General features: G+C 31.2%; 22 protein-coding genes. 20 read left to right on the top strand and 2 right to left on the bottom strand.

The window, feature by feature from the left end:
• The first annotated feature begins 7 nt into the window (after positions 1-7).
• The 4 genes from mtaB to B3I31_RS08605 all read left to right on the top strand — a co-directional run bounded on the left by mtaB (position 8) and on the right by B3I31_RS08605 (position 3,877).
• On the top strand, positions 8-1,345 hold the full coding sequence (gene mtaB / locus B3I31_RS08620) for a tRNA (N(6)-L-threonylcarbamoyladenosine(37)-C(2))-methylthiotransferase MtaB (protein ID WP_291078165.1): 1,338 nt from the start codon (positions 8-10) through the stop codon (positions 1,343-1,345).
• 109 nt (positions 1,346-1,454) lie between these two features.
• Positions 1,455-1,985, top strand: coding sequence for a DUF4136 domain-containing protein (locus tag B3I31_RS08615; protein WP_291072087.1), 531 nt, complete (start codon positions 1,455-1,457; stop codon positions 1,983-1,985).
• Positions 1,986-2,083: 98 nt separating this feature from the next.
• On the top strand, positions 2,084-2,692 hold the full coding sequence (locus B3I31_RS08610; RefSeq protein WP_221855012.1) for a porin family protein: 609 nt from the start codon (positions 2,084-2,086) through the stop codon (positions 2,690-2,692).
• A gap of 54 nt (positions 2,693-2,746) precedes the next feature.
• A complete protein-coding gene (locus B3I31_RS08605) occupies positions 2,747-3,877 on the top strand; it encodes a carboxypeptidase-like regulatory domain-containing protein (protein ID WP_280049813.1) in 1,131 nt (376 codons plus the stop codon).
• Positions 3,878-3,887: 10 nt separating this feature from the next.
• Here B3I31_RS08605 and B3I31_RS08600 read toward each other — a convergent pair whose 3' ends face one another.
• Together B3I31_RS08600 and B3I31_RS08595 are read right to left on the bottom strand one after the other, a co-directional pair.
• Positions 3,888-4,754 (bottom strand): cupin-like domain-containing protein, encoded by an 867-nt coding sequence (locus B3I31_RS08600; protein ID WP_291059092.1) that lies wholly within the window; start codon positions 4,752-4,754, stop codon positions 3,888-3,890.
• An 84-nt stretch (positions 4,755-4,838) separates the two neighbouring features.
• Positions 4,839-6,080 carry an NAD(P)/FAD-dependent oxidoreductase gene (locus B3I31_RS08595; protein WP_291046926.1) on the bottom strand — a complete coding sequence of 414 codons (1,242 nt, stop codon included), beginning with the start codon at positions 6,078-6,080 and terminating at the stop codon, positions 4,839-4,841.
• Positions 6,081-6,168: 88 nt separating this feature from the next.
• Here B3I31_RS08595 and B3I31_RS08590 point away from each other — a divergent pair, with 88 nt between their 5' ends.
• The 16 genes from B3I31_RS08590 to B3I31_RS08515 are packed head-to-tail and all read left to right on the top strand — an operon-like array spanning position 6,169 to position 19,244.
• The gene (locus B3I31_RS08590; protein ID WP_038332296.1) at positions 6,169-7,683 is read left to right on the top strand and encodes an HAL/PAL/TAL family ammonia-lyase; all 1,515 of its coding nucleotides are present in this window, start codon (positions 6,169-6,171) and stop codon (positions 7,681-7,683) included.
• A gap of 3 nt (positions 7,684-7,686) precedes the next feature.
• Positions 7,687-8,418 carry a 3-oxoacyl-ACP reductase FabG gene (fabG, locus tag B3I31_RS08585; protein ID WP_291046923.1) on the top strand — a complete coding sequence of 244 codons (732 nt, stop codon included), beginning with the start codon at positions 7,687-7,689 and terminating at the stop codon, positions 8,416-8,418.
• Positions 8,419-8,423: 5 nt separating this feature from the next.
• Positions 8,424-9,650, top strand: a complete 1,227-nt coding sequence (locus tag B3I31_RS08580) for a beta-ketoacyl-[acyl-carrier-protein] synthase family protein (protein WP_291046922.1) — start codon at positions 8,424-8,426, stop codon at positions 9,648-9,650.
• A gap of 1 nt (position 9,651) precedes the next feature.
• The gene (locus B3I31_RS08575) at positions 9,652-9,900 is read left to right on the top strand and encodes an acyl carrier protein (RefSeq protein ID WP_038332291.1); all 249 of its coding nucleotides are present in this window, start codon (positions 9,652-9,654) and stop codon (positions 9,898-9,900) included.
• 5 nt (positions 9,901-9,905) lie between these two features.
• Positions 9,906-10,775 (top strand): lipid A biosynthesis acyltransferase, encoded by an 870-nt coding sequence (locus B3I31_RS08570; RefSeq protein WP_291046920.1) that lies wholly within the window; start codon positions 9,906-9,908, stop codon positions 10,773-10,775.
• A gap of 50 nt (positions 10,776-10,825) precedes the next feature.
• Positions 10,826-11,737, top strand: coding sequence for a dialkylrecorsinol condensing enzyme DarA (locus tag B3I31_RS08565; RefSeq protein ID WP_291052746.1), 912 nt, complete (start codon positions 10,826-10,828; stop codon positions 11,735-11,737).
• A 1-nt stretch (position 11,738) separates the two neighbouring features.
• Complete coding sequence (locus B3I31_RS08560; protein ID WP_280049818.1) at positions 11,739-12,878, top strand: beta-ketoacyl-ACP synthase III; 1,140 nt, start codon at positions 11,739-11,741, stop codon at positions 12,876-12,878.
• Between the two features lie 3 nt (positions 12,879-12,881).
• Complete coding sequence (locus tag B3I31_RS08555; RefSeq protein ID WP_291059090.1) at positions 12,882-13,322, top strand: hypothetical protein; 441 nt, start codon at positions 12,882-12,884, stop codon at positions 13,320-13,322.
• 4 nt (positions 13,323-13,326) lie between these two features.
• Entirely contained in the window at positions 13,327-13,782 is a 456-nt protein-coding gene (locus B3I31_RS08550) for an ABC transporter permease (protein ID WP_114999652.1), read from the top strand.
• Positions 13,779-14,183, top strand: a complete 405-nt coding sequence (locus B3I31_RS08545) for a hypothetical protein (protein ID WP_125350383.1) — start codon at positions 13,779-13,781, stop codon at positions 14,181-14,183. Before B3I31_RS08550 ends, B3I31_RS08545 begins: the two co-directional genes overlap by 4 nt.
• Positions 14,167-15,168 carry a BtrH N-terminal domain-containing protein gene (locus B3I31_RS08540; protein ID WP_291059088.1) on the top strand — a complete coding sequence of 334 codons (1,002 nt, stop codon included), beginning with the start codon at positions 14,167-14,169 and terminating at the stop codon, positions 15,166-15,168. The genes B3I31_RS08545 and B3I31_RS08540 overlap by 17 nt, the downstream gene beginning before the upstream one ends.
• Positions 15,169-15,174: 6 nt before the next feature.
• A complete protein-coding gene (locus B3I31_RS08535; RefSeq protein ID WP_221854825.1) occupies positions 15,175-15,900 on the top strand; it encodes an ABC transporter ATP-binding protein in 726 nt (241 codons plus the stop codon).
• Between the two features lies 1 nt (position 15,901).
• A complete protein-coding gene (locus tag B3I31_RS08530) occupies positions 15,902-17,179 on the top strand; it encodes an ABC transporter permease (protein ID WP_221854826.1) in 1,278 nt (425 codons plus the stop codon).
• Positions 17,154-17,591, top strand: a complete 438-nt coding sequence (locus B3I31_RS08525; RefSeq protein WP_221854827.1) for an acyl-CoA thioesterase — start codon at positions 17,154-17,156, stop codon at positions 17,589-17,591. The genes B3I31_RS08530 and B3I31_RS08525 overlap by 26 nt, the downstream gene beginning before the upstream one ends.
• A complete protein-coding gene (locus B3I31_RS08520) occupies positions 17,564-18,712 on the top strand; it encodes a beta-ketoacyl-[acyl-carrier-protein] synthase family protein (protein ID WP_291046904.1) in 1,149 nt (382 codons plus the stop codon). Before B3I31_RS08525 ends, B3I31_RS08520 begins: the two co-directional genes overlap by 28 nt.
• Complete coding sequence (locus B3I31_RS08515) at positions 18,705-19,244, top strand: 3-oxoacyl-ACP synthase (RefSeq protein WP_286495637.1); 540 nt, start codon at positions 18,705-18,707, stop codon at positions 19,242-19,244. Before B3I31_RS08520 ends, B3I31_RS08515 begins: the two co-directional genes overlap by 8 nt.
• Positions 19,245-19,247 lie beyond the last annotated feature (3 nt).

Below are 19,247 nucleotides of genomic sequence, written 5' to 3'. Positions count from 1 at the left end.
TGCAGCTATGAATAATCAAACTAAAACAGTTGCATTTCATACATTGGGATGTAAACTTAATTTTTCTGAAACTTCGACGATCGCAAGAAACTTGAAAGATAATGGATATCAGAAGGTTGAGTTTACAGATTCTGCGAATGTGTACGTAATCAATACATGTTCGGTAACCGCAAATGCAGACAAAGAGTGCAGAACGATTGTGAAAAATGCAATGAAAGCAAATCCAGAAGGTTTTGTTGTCGTTGTAGGTTGTTATGCGCAGTTGAAACCGCAAGAAATTGCGGAAATGGAAGGTGTTGATTTGGTTTTAGGAGCTGCAGAAAAATTCAATATTGCTGAATATTTAGACGATATCAATAAAAAAGAAGAAACAATTGTACATTCTTGTGAGATTGAAGAAGCCGACTTTTACGTTGGTTCTTATTCAATTGGTGATCGTACGCGTGCTTTTTTGAAAGTGCAAGATGGTTGCGATTATAAATGTACGTATTGTACAATTCCTTTGGCTCGTGGAATTTCGCGTTCGGATACAGTTGAAAATGTTATCAAAAATGCGAATGAGATTGCACAAAAAGGAATCAAAGAAATCGTGTTAACGGGTGTAAATATTGGTGATTACGGGAAAGGTGAATTCGGGAATAAAAAACACGAACATACTTTCTTGGAATTGGTGCAAGAATTGGATCAAGTTGATGCGATAGAACGAATCAGAATTTCTTCGATTGAACCAAATTTATTGAAAAATGAAACAATCGATTTTGTTTCAAAAAGCAATCGATTTGTTCCACATTTCCATATTCCATTACAATCTGGTAGCGATGAGATTTTGAAAAAAATGAAACGTCGTTACTTATCTAATCTTTATTTAGATCGTGTAACAAAAATTCGCGAAGTGATGCCAAATGCATGTATTGGTGTAGATGTAATTGTTGGTTTCCCTGGAGAAACAGAAGAATTGTTTATGGAAACGTATAATTTCTTAAACGAATTACCAATTAGCTATTTACATGTATTTACTTATTCGGAAAGAGATAATACAGAAGCTATCGAATTTGAAGGAGTTGTTGATCAAGGAGAACGTAAACGTCGTAGTAAAATGTTACGTATTTTATCGGAGAAAAAACGTCAAGCTTTTTATCAATCTCAATTAAATTCGACTCAGAAAGTATTGTGGGAACATGATAATAAAGATGGAAAAATGTTTGGTTTTACAGAGAATTATGTAAAAGTTCAGACAGATTTTAAACCTGAATTAGTCAACGAAACGCAAATTGTAGATTTGGTTAGAATCAATCACAATGGAATTGTTGAAGTAAAAATTCAAGAGTTAGAATTAGCAAAATAAAATTGTAAATATTAGTTAAAAAGAAGTTCAGATATTTTGAGCTTCTTTTTTTTGATTTACCTTTACATTTAGGAATGATAATTGTAGTTTTAAATAAAAAATCAAGGTCATGAAAATTATACACTTTATTTTTATAATTTTGTTGTCATTATTTGTAACAAGCTGTGGAACAGTTCAAGTAAGTACAGATTACGACAGATCATCAAATTTTGCATCATATAAAACTTATACTTTTCACCAAAAAGGATTAGATAAGTTAAAGGTTAACGATTTGGATAAGAATCGACTAATTAAAGCAATTGATGCACAAATGGCTACAAAAGGATTTACAAAAGTAAGTTCTGATGCAGACTTAGTCATTAATTTATTGACAAGTTCTAAAGAACAAATTTCTGTAAATAATAACAATTGGGGCTACGGACCTTATGGTTACTATGGAGGATATTACGGCGGAAATAGCGTTTCTTCTTATCAAGTAGGAACAATTGTAATAGACATTATTGATGATAAACGTAATATATTGGTTTGGCAGGGTGTTGGTTCTGATCTTAATTTGAGTAATATCAGTGCTAAAGCAGAAAGAATCCCGAAAGCAATTGAAGAAATTCTTGCTAAATTTCCTCCTCAACCAAAAAAATAAATTTTCGAAAATAATATAGAAAGTTCTTCATTTGGAGAGCTTTTTTTATGAAATGAAGTTTGTATTAAAAAAAGCTTTAATTTTGTTAAAATTATACAATAACTTATGAAAATTTAAAAACCAATCTATTAAGTTTATTTCTTTTAAGTTTATCTACTTTTTCTTTTGCTCAAATCGAATTTGGAGTTAAAGGAGGTGTTGGACTTAGTAACACAACTATTGTTCATGGAGTTTCTAAAGAGAGAGTTGGATTTTTAGTTGGAGGAGTTGCAAAATATCAATTAACTACTCGAAACGAAAATCATTATTTACAAGCCGAAGTTTTATATACTACTCAAGGTGAATATTCGTTATATAAAGAAGGTGGAGAGAAATACAAAGCTTTCTTAAATTATATCAATATTCCAATTATGTATAAATACTATTTTGATGATCAAGGAAAAGATTTCTTCGTTGAAGGTGGTCCTCAATTAGGTTTCAAAGTATCAGAAAAATTTGATGAAAATGAACCTGAAAGAGAAAATAATGTTCCAAAATCGTTTGATTTAGCATTTAATATTGGTGGTGGATATTCTATTGATAGAAAATACGAAATTAATTTACGCTATCAATATGGTTTAATAGATACTTACGACTATAAACGTTGGGATAATGGAACAAATCGTTCATCATTTTTAACTTTAGGAATTACATATTTCTTCAAATAAATTCAAAACCGCTTTATAGCGGTTTTTTTATTATCTTGTTTTAAAATTTAGTCAATGAATTTTAAACAAATTATTATTTTAGGTTTTTTCTTAATTAGTAGTAATCTATTTGCACAAAATACAATTAAAGGAAAAGTGATTGATGAAAAATCGCTTCCAATTATTAATGCTGAAATCTATGTCGATAATTCTACGATTAAATCAAAAACGAACGAAAAAGGTGAATTTGAACTAAGTCTTCCTAATGGACAATATAACTTAATTGTTCGTGCAAGTTTGTTTGAAAATTATATTTTGAATGTTAATACAAATCAAATTACATTTTATAAAGTAGTTTTAGAACCTGAAGTGGTAGCGTTGCAAGAAACAGTTGTTCAAGCAATATCTAAAGAAGATTGGTTGTATTATTATCAGACTTTTTTGAAATTGTTTTTGGGAAGTAATGAAGCTGCAAAAAAATGCAAAATAGAAAATTCGAAAGACTTAAGGTTTAAATATGATAAAAATACACGACAATTATCTGCTACTTCTAGAAATCCTTTAATCATTACAAACAATTACTTAGGTTATAAAATCGAGTATGACTTGGTTGATTTTAATGTTGATTTTAAGTCAAATTATGTCTTAACTCTTGGAACAGCACTTTTTACTGAGTTAAAATCATCAGCTTCTAAAGAAAAAAAATGGCAAGAAAATCGTCGTAAATCTTATTTAGGAAGTATTACTCATTTTATGAAAGCAGTTTATGAGAATAAAATTGAGGAAGAAGGATATGATATAAAACGATTGATTCGCAAGGATAATCCTGAATACATAAAATTTAAAGAAGAAACTTTGTTAGGAGGTAGAATTGAAGGTAAAGTTCCTCCAAAAATAATTACTTACTTAGTTAATCAAAAAGTTCCATCTGATAGTTTGAAAATCGTTGATAATAATAATCAGTATCTTAATTTTAAAGGATTATATTCAGTTGAATACAAAAATGAAAAAGAGGATTTGGACTATGCAAAACAGAATGGTGCAAAATATATTTCGAACCAACTTTCTATTTTCGCTATAAAAAGCGATTTATTAAAAATTGAAGAAAATGGTACATATTACCATCCTGCTAATTTGGTTGTTGAAGGATATTGGAGCTGGGAAAAAATAGCAAACATGGTTCCTATGGATTATAAAATTGAGTAATATTTAAAACCTATTTCTTAATTCCATAATAACGATGGCTTTTCTTTATAGCCCATTTTTCTTTAAAATGAATCCATTTTAGTTGAAAAATCTTGCGCATTAACTTATCTGTATAGCGCATAATAAATACATGATAAATGGTATTCATCACTTGAAAAAACTCATTAGGAAAGGCGCGTAAAGACATTGAAAATCCTGCTTCTAAATAACGATTATAATGCCAATAACCACGTGGGATAAATAAAGCATCGCCATGATTCATGACAAAATCAAAACCTTTTGCGTGTTTCAAAGCTGGGAATTTTTCGTAATCGGGATGATCATAATCAATTTCGTAAATTGTATGTACCGAAAGTGGAACTTTATATAAAGCTTTGGATTGTTTTGGATCAAACAACAAAATTCGTTTATCACCTTGGAACTGAAAATGAATGAAATCCGTCATATCGACATCATAATGCATCAAAACTTTAGCTTCACTTCCTCCAAAAAATAGTGTAGGCAAACGTTCAAAATATTTTAAACCTAGATCAGGATAAGTGAAATTTTTGAGTAATTCGGGAATTTTATCTTTGATGATAAAGAAAAAAATTCTCAAATCAGAGGGCTCTTTTTTGATCAAATCTACATATTCATTAAACTTCATATGTGTAGCAGGAGTGTCCGAACTTTTGTTAGCATCAGCAGGTTTGCTATCGTATAAAGGTACAATTTGTTCTCCAGCTTTTTCTTTGATATAATCGAGATTCCATTTGTCAAAATCTTTCCAATTCTTCGCATAACCTTTCAATAACAAAGGTTTCCTTTTTTTGAGATAATTTTTGATGAAATCTTCTTTCGAAATTGATTCAACTGTATCAATAGTCTGAAATTGCATGCGTTTTAAAGTATTGGATTACTCAAAAATAGAGAATCTATCTGAATTAAAAACAAAAAAGCCAACATATTGTTGACTTTTCATTTATTCTGTTTCTTTAACCATTCGAATCAGATACGCCATATTCCGAATTACACTATTGTGTTTTTTTACAAATGGATTTTCTTTGTTCCAAACGTATCCCGCTAAAACAGCACAAATTTTTTCTTTGACATCAGGATTTTCAGGTTGATGGAAAAATAATTCTTGCAAATTTCCTGTGTACCATTCTTGCACATAAGTGGTGAAAACATCGATACCTTCTTTCATATAATCTTCGTAATCTGTCTGCCAGTCTACTTTTTCGCCATTCATTTCTTTAATAGCAAGCTTAGCAGCTTTCAAACCACTTTCTGTTGCGAAACAAACACCAGAAGAGAAGACAGGGTCTAAAAACTCGGTACTATTTCCTGTCAAAACATAACCATCTCCAAACATTTTAGTCACCGCAGCGGAATAATTTTTTAACCAAATTGGGTTAAATTCAAATGGTAAATTACCAAAACGATTGACGTAAAAATCGGATTTTTGAATTGCATTTTGCAAAGCTTCTGTTGTATCTTGATTGGTTGATAATTGATTGATATAATCTGTTGGGCCAACGATCCCTACACTTGTTTTTCCATTCGAAAAAGGAATTACCCACAACCAAACTTTCGTTTCAATAATATCAAAAGAAATCTGCGTTCTTTCTTGACCTTCAGGGCGACGAACATCATTAATATGTGTGAAAATTGCTGAATGTGGATTTAGTTTTGATGGACTATCAATATTTAATAATCGTGGTAAAACGCGTCCATATCCACTCGCATCAATCAAAAATTTTGCATTGATTTGATACGTTTCTCCATTTTGTTTTTTTACAGTTGTAATCGATTTTTTTCCTTCAAATTGAACATCAATTACTTCTTCATTAAAACGCAAATCTGCACCTTTGTCTATAATTGCATCAGCTAAAGTCATGTCGAAATCAGCACGCGGAACTTGCCAAGTCCAATCTTGTCCTTTCCCAAACTTTTTACTGAAATCGAAAATACAAATTTGTTCGCCTCGAATAAATCTCGCACCAGGTTTTACTTCGAAATTTTGTTTCTCTAAATAAGGTAACAATCCAGCTTCTTCAAAATGATCCATAGAGCGAGGGATCAAACTTTCACCAACAACAATTCTGGGAAATTGAGTTTTTTCTAAAACAATAACTTTAATGTTTTTTTCTCTTAAATAGGCTGCTGCAACCGATCCCGAAGGTCCTGCACCAATGATTAAAACATCTGTATTTTCAATCATGACTTTTTGTATAGTTTTTTAATTATTTTTGCAACTGATTGAGGGAGTAAATAACCAAAATCGATAAATCTTTTACCTAATCAATAACATGACAAAATTAACAATTGACACTATAGAAAACATACTTTTTGAGAATAAAAAATTATTGCTTGATAAATCAACATTTGATCGTGTGGAGAATAGTTTTAAATTTTTAAAAGAATTTTCAAAAAATAAAATAATTTACGGCGTAAATACAGGTTTTGGACCAATGGCACAATATCGTATTGAAGATGAAAATACAATTCAGCTTCAATATAATCTAATCAGAAGTCATTGTACAGGAATTGGAGAACCGTTGACGTTAGACCAAACAAAAGCTGCGGTTATTGCACGTTTTAATACGCTTTCGTTGGGATATTCTGGGATTCATCCTTCAGTTTTAGTATTGATGCAAGAATTAGTAAACCGTGATATTTTACCTGTCATTTATCAACATGGAAGCGTTGGTGCTAGTGGAGATCTGGTTCAATTGGCGCATTTGGCTTTGACATTAATTGGAGAAGGAGAAGTTTTTTATAAAGGAGAAATCAAATCGACGAAAGAAGTGTTTGAACTTGAAAATCTTCAACCAATAGAAGTTCATATTCGCGAAGGTTTATCAATTATGAACGGAACTTCGGTAATGACGGGAATTGGAATGGTAAATTTGATTAAAGTTAATCAATTAATTAATCTTTCGATTACGTTAAGCTCGATGATGAATGAAATTGTACAATCTTTTGATGATCATTATTCAAAACCGTTGAACGAGGCTAAACAACATGTTGGTCAACGTTATGTGGCGAATAAAATGACCGATTTTTTGAATGATAGCAAATTAGTCAAAAAACGTGCAGACGAATTATATCAAGAACGTACTGAGAAAATTTTTGAAGAAAAAGTACAAGAATATTATTCGTTGCGTTGTGTTCCTCAGATTTTAGGACCAATTTATGATACTTGGAATGCCGCGAAAGAAGTACTAGAAAATGAAATAAATTCGGCGAGTGATAATCCAATTATCGATGTTGAAAATCAAACTGTTCATCATGGAGGAAATTTTCATGGCGATTATGTTTCATTAGAATTGGATAAATTAAAATTGGCTGTTACGCGTCTATCAATGCTAAGTGAACGTCAATTAAACTATTTAGTCAATCCAAAAATCAATAATATTTTACCACCTTTTGTCAATTTAGGAACGCTTGGTTTTAATTTCGGTTTGCAAGCTGCTCAATTTACGGCGACTTCTACAACAGCTGAAAATCAAACACTTTCTACGTCAATGTATGTGCATAGTATTCCAAACAACAATGATAATCAAGATATTGTGAGTATGGGAACAAATGCGGCTACGATTTGTGCAAAAGTGATTGATAATACGTTCGAAGTGTTGACGGTTCAGAGTATGGCTGTAACGCAAGCGATAGAATTTCTACAAATACAAGATAAATTATCTTCGAAAGGGAAAGCATTTTATGATTCGATTCGTAAAATTGTTCCTGTATTTAAAGAAGATGAGGTGATTTATCCTTATCTTAAGGAAGTTAAAAAATATTTACTAAATAATAAAGTAAACTAAAGCATGAAATGTGCAATTGTAACAGGTGGTTCTCGTGGAATTGGAAAAGCAATTTGTTTGAAAATTGCCGAAGAACATGATTATCATCTTTTGATAAATTATAATTCGAATGAAGCTGCTGCGTTAGAGACTTTGAAAGAAGTTGAAGCATTAGGAGGAACAGGAGAAATTTTAAAATTTGATGTGGCTGATGCAAATCAAACGCAACAAGTTTTAACCGAATGGACAGAGAAAAATACAGATGCAATTGTAGAAGTTATTGTAAACAATGCAGGTATTACGAAAGACAATTTGTTTATGTGGATTTCTCAAGAAGATTGGTCAAATGTGATTAATACAAGCTTGAATGGTTTTTACAACGTAACTCATTTCTTTATTAATCCATTATTGAGAAATAGATTCGGAAGAATTGTTAATATAGTTTCTGTTTCTGGTTTGAAAGGAACGCCAGGACAAACAAACTATTCTGCTGCAAAAGCTGCTGTGATAGGTGCTACGAAAGCATTGGCACAAGAAATAGCAAAACGTAATGTAACTGTGAATGCTGTTGCACCAGGTTTTATCGAAACGGATATGACAGATGAATTGGATCAACAAGAATTAAAGAAGTTGATTCCAGCAAATCGTTTTGGAAAAGCCGAAGAAGTTGCTGATTTGGTAAGCTTTTTGGTTTCTAAAAAATCGAGTTATATCACAGGAGAGGTTATTAATATAAATGGAGGAATTTATTCTTAGATAAAATGAGTCAAAGAGTAGTAATAACAGGAATGGGCATCTATTCTTGCTTAGGAACATCATTAGAAGAGGTAACAGAATCTTTGCGTCAAGGAAAATCAGGAATTATTTTTGATGAAGTACGCAAAGAATTTGGCTTTAAATCAGCTTTGACGGGAACTGTTCCAGTACCAGATTTGAAACCTTTTTTGAATCGTCGACAACGAATTACAATTGGTCAAGAAACAGAGTTCGCTTATATGGCAACTTTAGAAGCGTTGAAAAATGCTAATTTGACGGAAGAGTATATCAAGACTAACGAGGTCGGAATTATATATGGAAACGATAGTGTTTCAAAAGCAATTATTGATGCAATAGATATTGTTCGTGAGAAAAAAGATACTGAATTAATTGGTTCTGGAGCGATTTTCAAGTCAATGAATTCTACTGTAACCATGAATCTTGCAACAATTTTTGAGTTGACTGGAATTAGTTTTACGATTAGTGCAGCTTGTGCAAGTGGTTCGCATTCGATTGGATTAGGTTATATGATGATCAAAGATGGTCTGCAAGATATGATTATTTGTGGAGGAGCACAGGAGATTAATAAGTATGCAATGGCAAGTTTTGATGGTTTGGGTGTTTTTTCCGAAAATGAAGCAAATCCTACACAAGCTTGTCGTCCTTTCGATAAAAATCGTGATGGATTGGTGCCGAGTGGAGGTGGAGCAACATTGATTTTAGAAAGCTATGAATCCGCAGTAAAACGTGGTGCGCCAATTATTGCTGAGGTTTTGGGTTATGGTTTTTCGTCGAATGGTGGACATATTTCTACGCCAAATGTAGATGGGCCAGCAATTGCAATGAATAGAGCGTTGAAACAAGCAAAAATTTCTGCTGATGAAATTCAATATATCAATGCACATGCGACTTCTACGCCAGTTGGTGATGCGAACGAAGCAAAAGCGATTGACCAAGTTTTTGGAAAAACGAAACCTTTTGTAAGTTCTACAAAATCGATGACGGGACACGAATGTTGGATGGCAGGAGCAAGTGAGATTATTTATTCTAACTTAATGATGATGAATAACTTTATTGCACCAAATATTAATTTCGAAGAAGCAGACGAAGATTCAGTTAAATTAAACATTGTTAAAGAAACCTTAAATAAAGAATTTGATGTATATTTGTCGAATTCTTTTGGATTTGGTGGAACGAATTCTGCCTTAGTAATTAAAAAATTTAACTCCTAATATGGTGAAAAGTAAAATCGCTGAAAAATTAAATGCTATCTTAATTGATGAATTTGAAGTTGATCCTTCTGTGATTTCAGAGGAAAAAAATATTAAAGAATCTTTAGATTTAGATAGTTTGGACTATGTTGATTTAGTGGTAATCATTGAATCTAATTTCGGTGTGAAATTAATTAAAGAAGATTTTCAAAATATGATAACTTTTGAAGATTTCTATGCAATTGTAGAACAAAAGTTAGAGAATAAATAACAGATATGAAACAATGGGATGGTCGTTCTAAAGGAACGGTCCTGGGATACAAAATATTTGTCAACGTTATGAAAAAGCTCGGAATTAAGGCTGCTTACTCAGTCTTAATTTTTGTAGCTTTTTATTATTTTATAACGGCTTATAGCAGTAACAAATCTATTTACGAATACTTTCGTTATCGATTAAATTTTTCGGTTTTCAAATCAATTTTAAGTGTTTACAAAAGTTACTATACTTTTGGACAAGCCTTGATTGATAAAACAGCGATTAATGCAGGTTTACGTAACAAATATTCGTACGAATTTGATGGAATAGAATTATTAAGAAATCTATTGAATCAAAAACAAGGCGGAATCTTAATAAGTGCACATGTTGGTAATTTCGAAGTTGCTGAACATTTTTTTGCAGATATTGACTTTGATTGTCAAATTAATTTGGTTACAACAGATTTAGAACGAAATGTTATCAAAGAATATTTAGAAAGTATTTCGAAGAAACCTTCGGTAAAGTTTATCTTGATTCAAGAAGATTTATCTCATATTTTCGAAATAAATAATGCGCTTAGTCGAAACGAATTAATTTGTTTTACAGGAGATCGTTATTTCGAGGGAAATAAAACGATGTCTGAAGTGCTCCTTGGAAAACAAGCTAATTTTCCTGCAGGACCATTTTCTATTGCTTCTCGCTTGAAAGTGCCCGTTGCTTTTGTGTATGTAATGAAGGAAAAAAATCTACACTATCACTTATATGCGCGTCAAGCAAATTTCAAACATCGTGATGCAAATGCACTTTTGAAAGAGTTTTGCGTCAATCTAGAAACCATTGTAAAAAAATATCCTTATCAATGGTTTAATTATTTCGATTTTTGGATGTAAATTAGCCCACAATATGAATTTTCAAACCACTAAAAAACCTAAACTTTTACATGAAATGCAACGTATTAGTTGTTTATTACTCTCAGTCAGGACAGTTAAATGAGATTGTCGATCAAACAACATATGATTTAGTTCAAAATCAAGATATTAATTTAACGAAATACAAGATAGAAATGGAAGAGGAATTTCCTTTTCCGTGGGATTTTTATTCTTTTTTCAATGCTTTTCCAGATAGTTTTCTTCAAAAAGAAAAGAAGATTAAACCAATTCCGACTGAAATCTTGAATCAGAAATATGATTTAATTTTATTGTATTATCAAGTTTGGTTTTTATCACCATCTATTCAAATAAATTCTTTTTTAAAGGATAAACAAGTACAGCAAATTTTAGAAAATTCTAAAATAATTACAATTAGTGGTTCGCGAAATATGTGGTTTTTGGCACAAGAAAAAATCAAAACCATATTAAAAGAACGACAGTCTAAATTAGTCGGAAACATCGCATTGGTCGATCATACACCAAATTTAGTAAGTGCAATGACAATTGTAAATTGGATGTTTTCGGGCGTTAAAAAACGAATGTTCAATTTGTTGCCTTTGCCAGGAATTAGTGAAAAAACTATTCAAGAAAGTAGAAGATTTGGTAAAATTATTCTAAATTCAATCCAAAATAATAATTACTCTAATCTACAAGAAAACTTAATTGAATCTGGAGCCGTTGAGGTAAAACCTTTTTTAGTTTCTGTTGATACAAAAGGGAATCGAATGTTTAAAGTTTGGTCTAAAATTATTGATTCTAAACAAGGTAAACAGCGAGAAAAGTATTTGAAATTCTTTTATTATTATTTAATTTTAGCTATTTGGATAATATCTCCACTAGTAAATTTGTTATATATTATATTTTATCCGTTCAACTATTTTAAATATAAAAAACAGGTAAAATATTTTCAAGGAATAGAATAATATGCAAAATGTATATATAACGAAAACGTCGAAGTTTTTGCCAAATCAACCAATTTCTAACGAAGAAATGGAAGATTTTTTAGGAAAAATTAATCAAATTCCTTCAAAAGCTCGAAGAATCGTTTTAAGAAATAATGGAATCAAAACGCGTTATTACGCTCTCGATAAAACTGGAAATGTCACACATTCTAATGCCGAATTGACGAGTAATGCAATTACAAATTTATTTGATACACAGTTCACAAAAAATGAGGTAGAAGTGTTGTCTTGTGGGACTTCAACGCCAGATTTGTTGTTGCCTTCTCATGCCGCGATGGTACACGGTTTATTGCAAAATAGTGTTTCGGTAGAGTTAAATTCTTCTTCGGGAGTTTGTAATTCGGGGATGAATGCGCTGAAATTTGGTTATCTTTCGGTAAAGTCAGGTAATTCTAAAAATGCAGTTTGTTCAGGTTCTGAGCGAGTTTCGACATGGATGAAAGCAGAAAAATTTGAGCATGAAGTTGAGAATTTAAAAGAATTAGAAGAGCAACCAATTATAGCATTCAAAAAAGATTTTTTACGTTGGATGTTATCAGATGGGGCCGCAGCTTTTTTATTGCAAAATCAACCAAACGAAGATTCGATTTCGCTTAAAATAGAGTGGATGGAATCTTATTCTTACGCACACGAATTGGAAACATGTATGTATGCCGGAGGTGATAAATTACCGAATGGAGAAATGAAATCTTGGAGCGATTTTTCTTCGGAAGAATGGTTAAAAGAATCCGTTTTTTCTTTGAAACAAGATGTCAAAGTTCTGAATGATAATATTTTGATAAAAGGCGTAGAAAGCATGAAAGCTGCAATGGATAAACATCAATTATCTTCAAATGAAATTGATTATTTATTACCGCATGTCTCGTCAAATTATTTTGTTCAAGGTTTATATGACGAATTTTGTAAGAGAGATATTTATATTCCGTTAGAGAAATGGTTTATGAATTTAAGCAAAGTTGGAAATGTGGGTTCAGCGTCTGTTTTTTTGATGCTTGACGAACTATTTCAAGACGGAAATCTTAAAAAAGGAGATCGTATTATGCTTTGTGTACCAGAAAGTGGGCGTTTTTCGTATTCGTACGTCTATTTAACAGTCGTTTAAAAAATGAATAAAATACAATTACCCAATCATACAATAGGATTTATCAAACAATTGATTCCACAGCGTGAACCAATTATTATGGTAAATGCTATTTTTGAATATGAAGAGGAAAAAGTTGTTGGAGGCTTAACGGTCAAAAACGATTCGATTTTTGTCGAAAATAATCAATTGAAAGAATCTGGAATATTAGAACACATGGCACAAACAGTTGCTTTGTATACAGGTTATCAATTTTACATTCGAGATGAATCGGTTCCAACAGGATATATTGGCTCGATGAAATCAATAGAGATTAATCGTTTGCCAAAAGTGAATGAGAATTTAACAACAACAGCAACTATTTTGCACGAAGTAATGGGAGTGACTTTGGTTTCGATTGAAACAAAGATAGAAGGAGAAGTAATTGCAAAAGGAGAGATGAAAACAGTGATTGCAGAAACATAATTTTATGAAAGTAAATCAGGAAATTGATATTCAACAATTTCTTCCACATCGTGAACCAATGCTTTTTGTAGACAAGATTTCTTGGATTGAGAAAACCTATGTTGAAGCTTTATTTACGATAAAATCGAATCAATTATTTATTCAGAACGAATATTTTGCAGAAGTTGGTTTATTGGAAAATATGGCGCAAGTTTGTTCGACAATTATTGGACAAAATTATTTTATCAATTTTTCTGATGTACATAAAGGTGATGTAATAGGTTTTATTAGTTCGATTAAACAAGCTGAAATTATGCAATTGCCAAAAGTTAATCAAACCATTATAACAAAAGCAACGTTGTTAGAAGTTTTTGATTACGATGAATTTACAATTAGTTTGATGCAAGCAAAAGTTATATTGAATGACGAAATAATTGCGACAGCTACAATGAATTTAATGCTTCAAAACCATAAAAAATGAAACAATCTGAAGTACCACAAGATAAAGGACATCTCAAGAATTTCAACGAAGTTTATTACGCAATTGATGAACAGGGAGAATTTTCCCAAACATTGAGTGCGGGTTGGGAAGCGAAGAATATTGTTCAGTCCGAAACCTTAAAAATTTTGGAGGAACGTATAGAGGAAGCAAGACAAAAAGTAATTGATGGAAAAGCAAGTCCAATTTTATATTTCATGGAATTGAAACGTATGGATTGGGAAATTTTGTCTAATTATGTCGAAATTTGGAAGATTTTTGTCAAAAGACATGCGAAACCAACTGTTTTCTCAAAATTAAAAGAATCAACACTAAAAAAATATGCCGAAGCTTTTGAAATTTCGGTTGATGAATTAAAAAACTTTGATGGAAACCATAACTGATTTTAAACATTTTCAATCAGCACATTGCGAAAATGGAGTAGCATCTAATTTATTAAAAAATAAAGGAATTGAGATTTCAGAACCAATGATTTTTGGAATTGGCTCAGGACTTTTTTTTGTGTTTTTACCTTTTCTAAAAGTCAATCACGCACCTGCAATTAGTTATCGTCCGATGCCAGGAATGATTTTTAATCGTGCAGCAAAAAATCTTGGTATAAAGGTTAAACGTCATAAATTTCGCTCTACAAAATCTGCCCAAACATTCTTAGATGAACAGCTTTTGGCCAATCGACCTTGCGGCTTACAGGTTGGTGTGTATAATTTAACTTATTTTCCAGAAGAATATAAATTTCATTTTAACGGACATAATTTAGTTGTTTTCGGTAAGCAAGATCAAACGTATTTAATCAGTGATCCTGTGATGCAAGAAACGACAAAGTTGACTGAAAATGAGTTAGAAAAAGTGCGTTTTTCGAAAGGTGTTTTAGCACCAAAAGGACATTTATATTATCCTGAATTTATTCCAGAAAATATAGATTTTGAGAAAGCAATCAAAAAAGGAATTAAGAAAATGTGTCGTGAAATGTTAGCACCAGTTCCGATTGTTGGTGTTCGAGGAATCAGAATGGTTGCGAAACGAATTAAAAAAATGCCAAAGAAAATTGGGAATGCAAAAACGAATTATTTTTTGGCACAAATGATTCGAATGCAAGAAGAGATTGGGACAGGAGGTGGAGGTTTTCGTTATATTTATGCTGCTTTTTTACAAGAAGCTTCACAAAAATTGAATCAACCAAATCTGAATGATTTTGCCTTAGAAATTTCTGCAATTGGGGATAAATGGCGAGATTTAGCTCTAAATGCATCAAGAGTTTATAAAAAACGAAACAATGCACAAGATATTTACGATGTGATTTCGGATCAATTATTGGAATTAGCAGATTTGGAAGAATCGTTTTTTAAACGTTTAAGAAAAGCAATTTAGTCACAGATGATTGAAATTGAAAAATTATATAAAAAATATAAAAATTCTGATGTTTTTGCGCTAGAAGATTTTTCTTTGACGATAAAACAGAACGAAATTCACGGTTTACTTGGTCCAAATGGAGCAGGGAAAACAACCTTGATGTCGATACTTTCTGGATTGATTAAACCAACTTCTGGTAATGTTGTGATTCAAAATTTAAATCAAAAAACAGATTTAAAAAAGATTCAAAAAATCATTGGAATTGTTCCGCAAGAATATGCGTTGTATCCAACGTTGACAGCGAGAGAAAATTTAGAATTTTTTGGAAAAATTTATAAAGTTCCTTCAAAAGAATTACACGAAAAGATTCAGCTTTTGACTGAAAAAGTAGGAATGAGTAAGTTTTTAGATAAAAAAATTGATTCTTTTTCGGGAGGAATGAAACGTCGCATTAATTTATTGGCAGGAATTCTTCATCAGCCAGAAATTCTTTTTTTAGATGAGCCAACTGTTGGCGTTGATATACAATCAAAAATTGCATTATTAGACTATTTACAAGAGCTTCATCAACAAGGAATGTCGATTGTTTATACATCTCATCATATGGCAGAAGCCGAAGATTTTTGTACGCAAGTCACGATTATGAATCAAGGAAAATCAATTGTTACAGCTGAACCGAAAGAATTAATCAAGCAAGTGAATGTATATAATTTGGAGGAAGCTTTTGTTAATTTAACTAAATTATCGTGATATGTTGAGCCAACTTTTAGCATGTATAAAGAAAGAAATTTTATTACTTATTCGTGATATTGGCGGATTGGTGATTCTTTTTATTATGCCTTTGATTTTGGTTATTACGGTGACTAAAATTCAGAAAAGTACCTATGATTCTTTTGCTGAAGCAAGTATTCCTGTTCTATTTATTGATCATGATCAAGGTAGTATTTCTGCGATTGTAAAAAAACATATTTCACATTCAGGAAATTTAAAAATTGTAACTGAATTAAATGGGAAAAAATTAACGGAAGATGAACTGAAAACTGAAGTTTTTAAAGGAAAATACCAAGTTGGAATTGTAATTCCAGCGAAATTATCAAAGGATTTGAATTATAAAATCAATCAAAATGTTGAGAAAATTCTGAACGAATTTGCTTTTGATAGCACGCAAGTTAAATATAATCAACAAGTCAATCCAAAAACGATTAAATTATACTTTGATCCTGCAACTTCATTGGCTTTCAAAGAAAATGTGTCGAATGTTTTGGATAAATTAATTACAGATACTGAGAATAAAAGTATTTACAAAGCATTTCAACAAGAGATGGGATCAAATGATTTAGGATTTCAAAATGAGAAGTTTATTCATTTTCAAGAGATTGTTCCTGAAGATTCTAAATCAGTTTTGAAACCAAATGTTACACAACATAATGTGCCTGCATGGACATTATTTGCGATATTTTTTATTGTTGTTCCGCTTTCTATCAACATTGTAAAAGAAAAAAGTTTAGGCACACATATTCGACTATTAACAAGTCCAATGCCTTATTCTGTTCAAATTATCGGAAAAACCATCACGTATTTAATCATAAGTTTATTGCAATTTACAATGATTTTATGTGTCGCTAAATTAGTCTTTCCATTGATTGATTTACCAGGTTTCAAAACGGATGGCATATTATTTTCTATTTACGGATTAACTATATTTGCTTCTTTGGCAGCAATTGGATTAGGACTTTTAATAGGTACAATTGCGAAAACCCAAGAACAATCTGCACCTTTTGGAGCGACTTTAGTCGTTATTTTAGCTGCAATTGGTGGTGTTTGGATTCCAGTTTTTGCGATGTCAGATTTTATGCAACATTTTGCGAAAATATCACCGATGAATTGGGCACTCGATGGCTATTATAGTTTAATTCTGCGAAATCAATCTTTTCTTCAGATTGTTCCGAATATTATTTTGTTAACTTTGTTCTATATTATTACCTTGTTTGCCGCTATATATTATGATAAGTTCAGAAGAGAAGATTAAAACATTAGTACATAATTCCAATTTCGCAGTACGATTCAATGAAACCGATCCGTTGGGAATCGTGTGGCATGGGAATTATATTACGTATTTTGAAGATGGAAGGGAAGCTTTTGGACGTCATTTTGGGATTAGTTATTTGGATATTCAAAAAAGCGGATTTGTAACACCAATCATTAAGTCGGTTTGTGAACATAAATTTCCATTGAAATATGGCGATAAATGTAGAGTAGAAACAACTTTTGAAGATACTTTGGCTGCTAAAATGATATACAGATTCAAGATTTTCAATCAAGATGAAAAATTGGTTTGTATTGGAGAAACGACTCAAGTTTTTTTAGACAACGAAGGAGATTTAATGTTAACATTGCCACCATTTTTTGAAGAATGGAAGAAAAAAGTAGGATTGTTGTAATGGAAAAAGTTTACATTAATCGTGCAAATATTTTAACGCCTTTCGGAAATTCAATTGAAACAAATTGGAATGAATTGTTGAAAGGAAATTCGGCTGTTTCTAAAATTGATTCATTTGGTCATTTAAAGAATTTTTATGCTGGGAAAATTGAGGATGATATTTTCTTAAATTTAAAAAATGAACTAAAAGATAATCAACATTATACACGATTAGAAATAATTGGTATTTCAGCTCTTCAATCTATTATTGAAAAATCAAAAATTTCACAACGAACTGCTTTTGTACTTTCAACTACAAAAGGAAATATTGATCAACTTTCTGATTCTTTAGAAAAAGTTTCAATTCCAAATTTTGCAAAGAAAATTGCAGATTATTTTGGATTTAAAACTGAACCAATTATCATTTCAAATGCTTGTGTTTCTGGAGTTTTAGCAGTTAATGTTGCAAAACGTTTCATTGAAATTGATGAGTTTGATGATGCATATGTTTTGGCTTTGGATGAGTTGACAGATTTTGTTTTGACAGGTTTCAATTCTTTTCAAGCAATGGATTTTGAATTATGTAAACCATTTGACAAAGATAGAAAAGGTGTTAATTTAGGCGAAGCTGCGGCTTGTGTTTATCTTTCAAAAAGTCAAGAAGAAAATAGTTTTCAGATTTTGGGTGAATCTTCAATTAACGATGCAAATCATATTTCTGGACCATCTCGAACGGGTGAAGGTTTGGTCTTGAGTATAGAAGTCGCGATGAAAGAAGCCAATATTTCATCAAATGAAATTGATTATATTTCGGCACATGGAACGGCGACATTGTATAACGATGAAATGGAAGCAATTGCTTTTAATCGTTTACAAATGGATAAAACTCCGACAAATAGTTTAAAAGCTTTTTATGGACATACATTGGGCGCTTCTGGATTGTTGGAATTAATTATTGCGATGAAGCAAGCTGAAGAAAATTTAGTTTTGAAAAGTCATAATTTTAGTGAAATAGGAACTTCAGTTCCATTAAATATTTTGAATGAAAATCTTCAAAAAGAAGTCAATATTATCTTGAAAACTTCATCTGGTTTTGGAGGAAGTAATGCTGTAATTATTCTAAAAAAAGTTCAGAATGACTAAAGTTGAGATTAAAAACGAACAAGTTTGGTTGAATGATGAACTTCATTTTGAAGATTCTTCAGGAGATTTTGGTATATTTTCGAAAAATTTCTTCAAATCTTTCGAAATTGATTATCCAAAATTTTATAAAATGGATTATCAAAGTAAATTAGCTTTTTTAGCTGCCGAAATTTTGTTGAAAGATGAGAATACTTTAAATGAAAATCAAGATATTGCATTGGTTTTTGCAAATCGAAATTCGAGTTTAGAATCAGATTTGAAACATCAACAAAGTATTCAATCTACTGATGAAATTTTTCCAAGTCCTGCTGTTTTTGTTTATACATTAGCAAATATTTGTTTAGGTGAAGTAAGTATTCGTCATGGATTGAAGACAGAAAATGCTTTTTTTATTTCGAAAAATTTTAATGAAGAACAATTAAAAAAATATGCGAATTATTTAATTCGAAAAAACAAAGCAAAGAAAGTTGTTTTGGCTTGGGTAGATTATTTACAAGGTGATTACGAAGCGAAAATGTACTTAATAGATTAAAAA

This window comes from Empedobacter sp. UBA3475 (genome assembly GCF_002378465.1).
GTDB lineage: Bacteria > Bacteroidota > Bacteroidia > Flavobacteriales > Weeksellaceae > Empedobacter > Empedobacter falsenii_B.
The sequence above is the reverse complement of the archived record's forward strand: the minus strand, read 5'-3'. Positions and strand labels throughout refer to the sequence as shown.

What these genes read in the sequence shown, in the direction of transcription:
- mtaB (WP_291078165.1), top strand. Translation starts at nt 8, where the DNA reads ATGAATAATCAAACTAAAACAGTTGCATTTCATACATTGGGATGTAAA.
- B3I31_RS08615 (WP_291072087.1), top strand. Translation starts at nt 1,455, where the DNA reads ATGAAAATTATACACTTTATTTTTATAATTTTGTTGTCATTATTTGTA.
- B3I31_RS08605 (WP_280049813.1), top strand. Translation starts at nt 2,747, where the DNA reads ATGAATTTTAAACAAATTATTATTTTAGGTTTTTTCTTAATTAGTAGT.
- B3I31_RS08600 (WP_291059092.1), bottom strand. Translation starts at nt 4,754, where the DNA reads ATGCAATTTCAGACTATTGATACAGTTGAATCAATTTCGAAAGAAGAT.
- B3I31_RS08595 (WP_291046926.1), bottom strand. Translation starts at nt 6,080, where the DNA reads ATGATTGAAAATACAGATGTTTTAATCATTGGTGCAGGACCTTCGGGA.
- B3I31_RS08590 (WP_038332296.1), top strand. Translation starts at nt 6,169, where the DNA reads ATGACAAAATTAACAATTGACACTATAGAAAACATACTTTTTGAGAAT.
- fabG (WP_291046923.1), top strand. Translation starts at nt 7,687, where the DNA reads ATGAAATGTGCAATTGTAACAGGTGGTTCTCGTGGAATTGGAAAAGCA.
- B3I31_RS08580 (WP_291046922.1), top strand. Translation starts at nt 8,424, where the DNA reads ATGAGTCAAAGAGTAGTAATAACAGGAATGGGCATCTATTCTTGCTTA.
- B3I31_RS08575 (WP_038332291.1), top strand. Translation starts at nt 9,652, where the DNA reads ATGGTGAAAAGTAAAATCGCTGAAAAATTAAATGCTATCTTAATTGAT.
- B3I31_RS08570 (WP_291046920.1), top strand. Translation starts at nt 9,906, where the DNA reads ATGAAACAATGGGATGGTCGTTCTAAAGGAACGGTCCTGGGATACAAA.
- B3I31_RS08565 (WP_291052746.1), top strand. Translation starts at nt 10,826, where the DNA reads ATGAAATGCAACGTATTAGTTGTTTATTACTCTCAGTCAGGACAGTTA.
- B3I31_RS08560 (WP_280049818.1), top strand. Translation starts at nt 11,739, where the DNA reads ATGCAAAATGTATATATAACGAAAACGTCGAAGTTTTTGCCAAATCAA.
- B3I31_RS08555 (WP_291059090.1), top strand. Translation starts at nt 12,882, where the DNA reads ATGAATAAAATACAATTACCCAATCATACAATAGGATTTATCAAACAA.
- B3I31_RS08550 (WP_114999652.1), top strand. Translation starts at nt 13,327, where the DNA reads ATGAAAGTAAATCAGGAAATTGATATTCAACAATTTCTTCCACATCGT.
- B3I31_RS08545 (WP_125350383.1), top strand. Translation starts at nt 13,779, where the DNA reads ATGAAACAATCTGAAGTACCACAAGATAAAGGACATCTCAAGAATTTC.
- B3I31_RS08540 (WP_291059088.1), top strand. Translation starts at nt 14,167, where the DNA reads ATGGAAACCATAACTGATTTTAAACATTTTCAATCAGCACATTGCGAA.
- B3I31_RS08535 (WP_221854825.1), top strand. Translation starts at nt 15,175, where the DNA reads ATGATTGAAATTGAAAAATTATATAAAAAATATAAAAATTCTGATGTT.
- B3I31_RS08530 (WP_221854826.1), top strand. Translation starts at nt 15,902, where the DNA reads ATGTTGAGCCAACTTTTAGCATGTATAAAGAAAGAAATTTTATTACTT.
- B3I31_RS08525 (WP_221854827.1), top strand. Translation starts at nt 17,154, where the DNA reads ATGATAAGTTCAGAAGAGAAGATTAAAACATTAGTACATAATTCCAAT.
- B3I31_RS08520 (WP_291046904.1), top strand. Translation starts at nt 17,564, where the DNA reads ATGGAAGAAAAAAGTAGGATTGTTGTAATGGAAAAAGTTTACATTAAT.
- B3I31_RS08515 (WP_286495637.1), top strand. Translation starts at nt 18,705, where the DNA reads ATGACTAAAGTTGAGATTAAAAACGAACAAGTTTGGTTGAATGATGAA.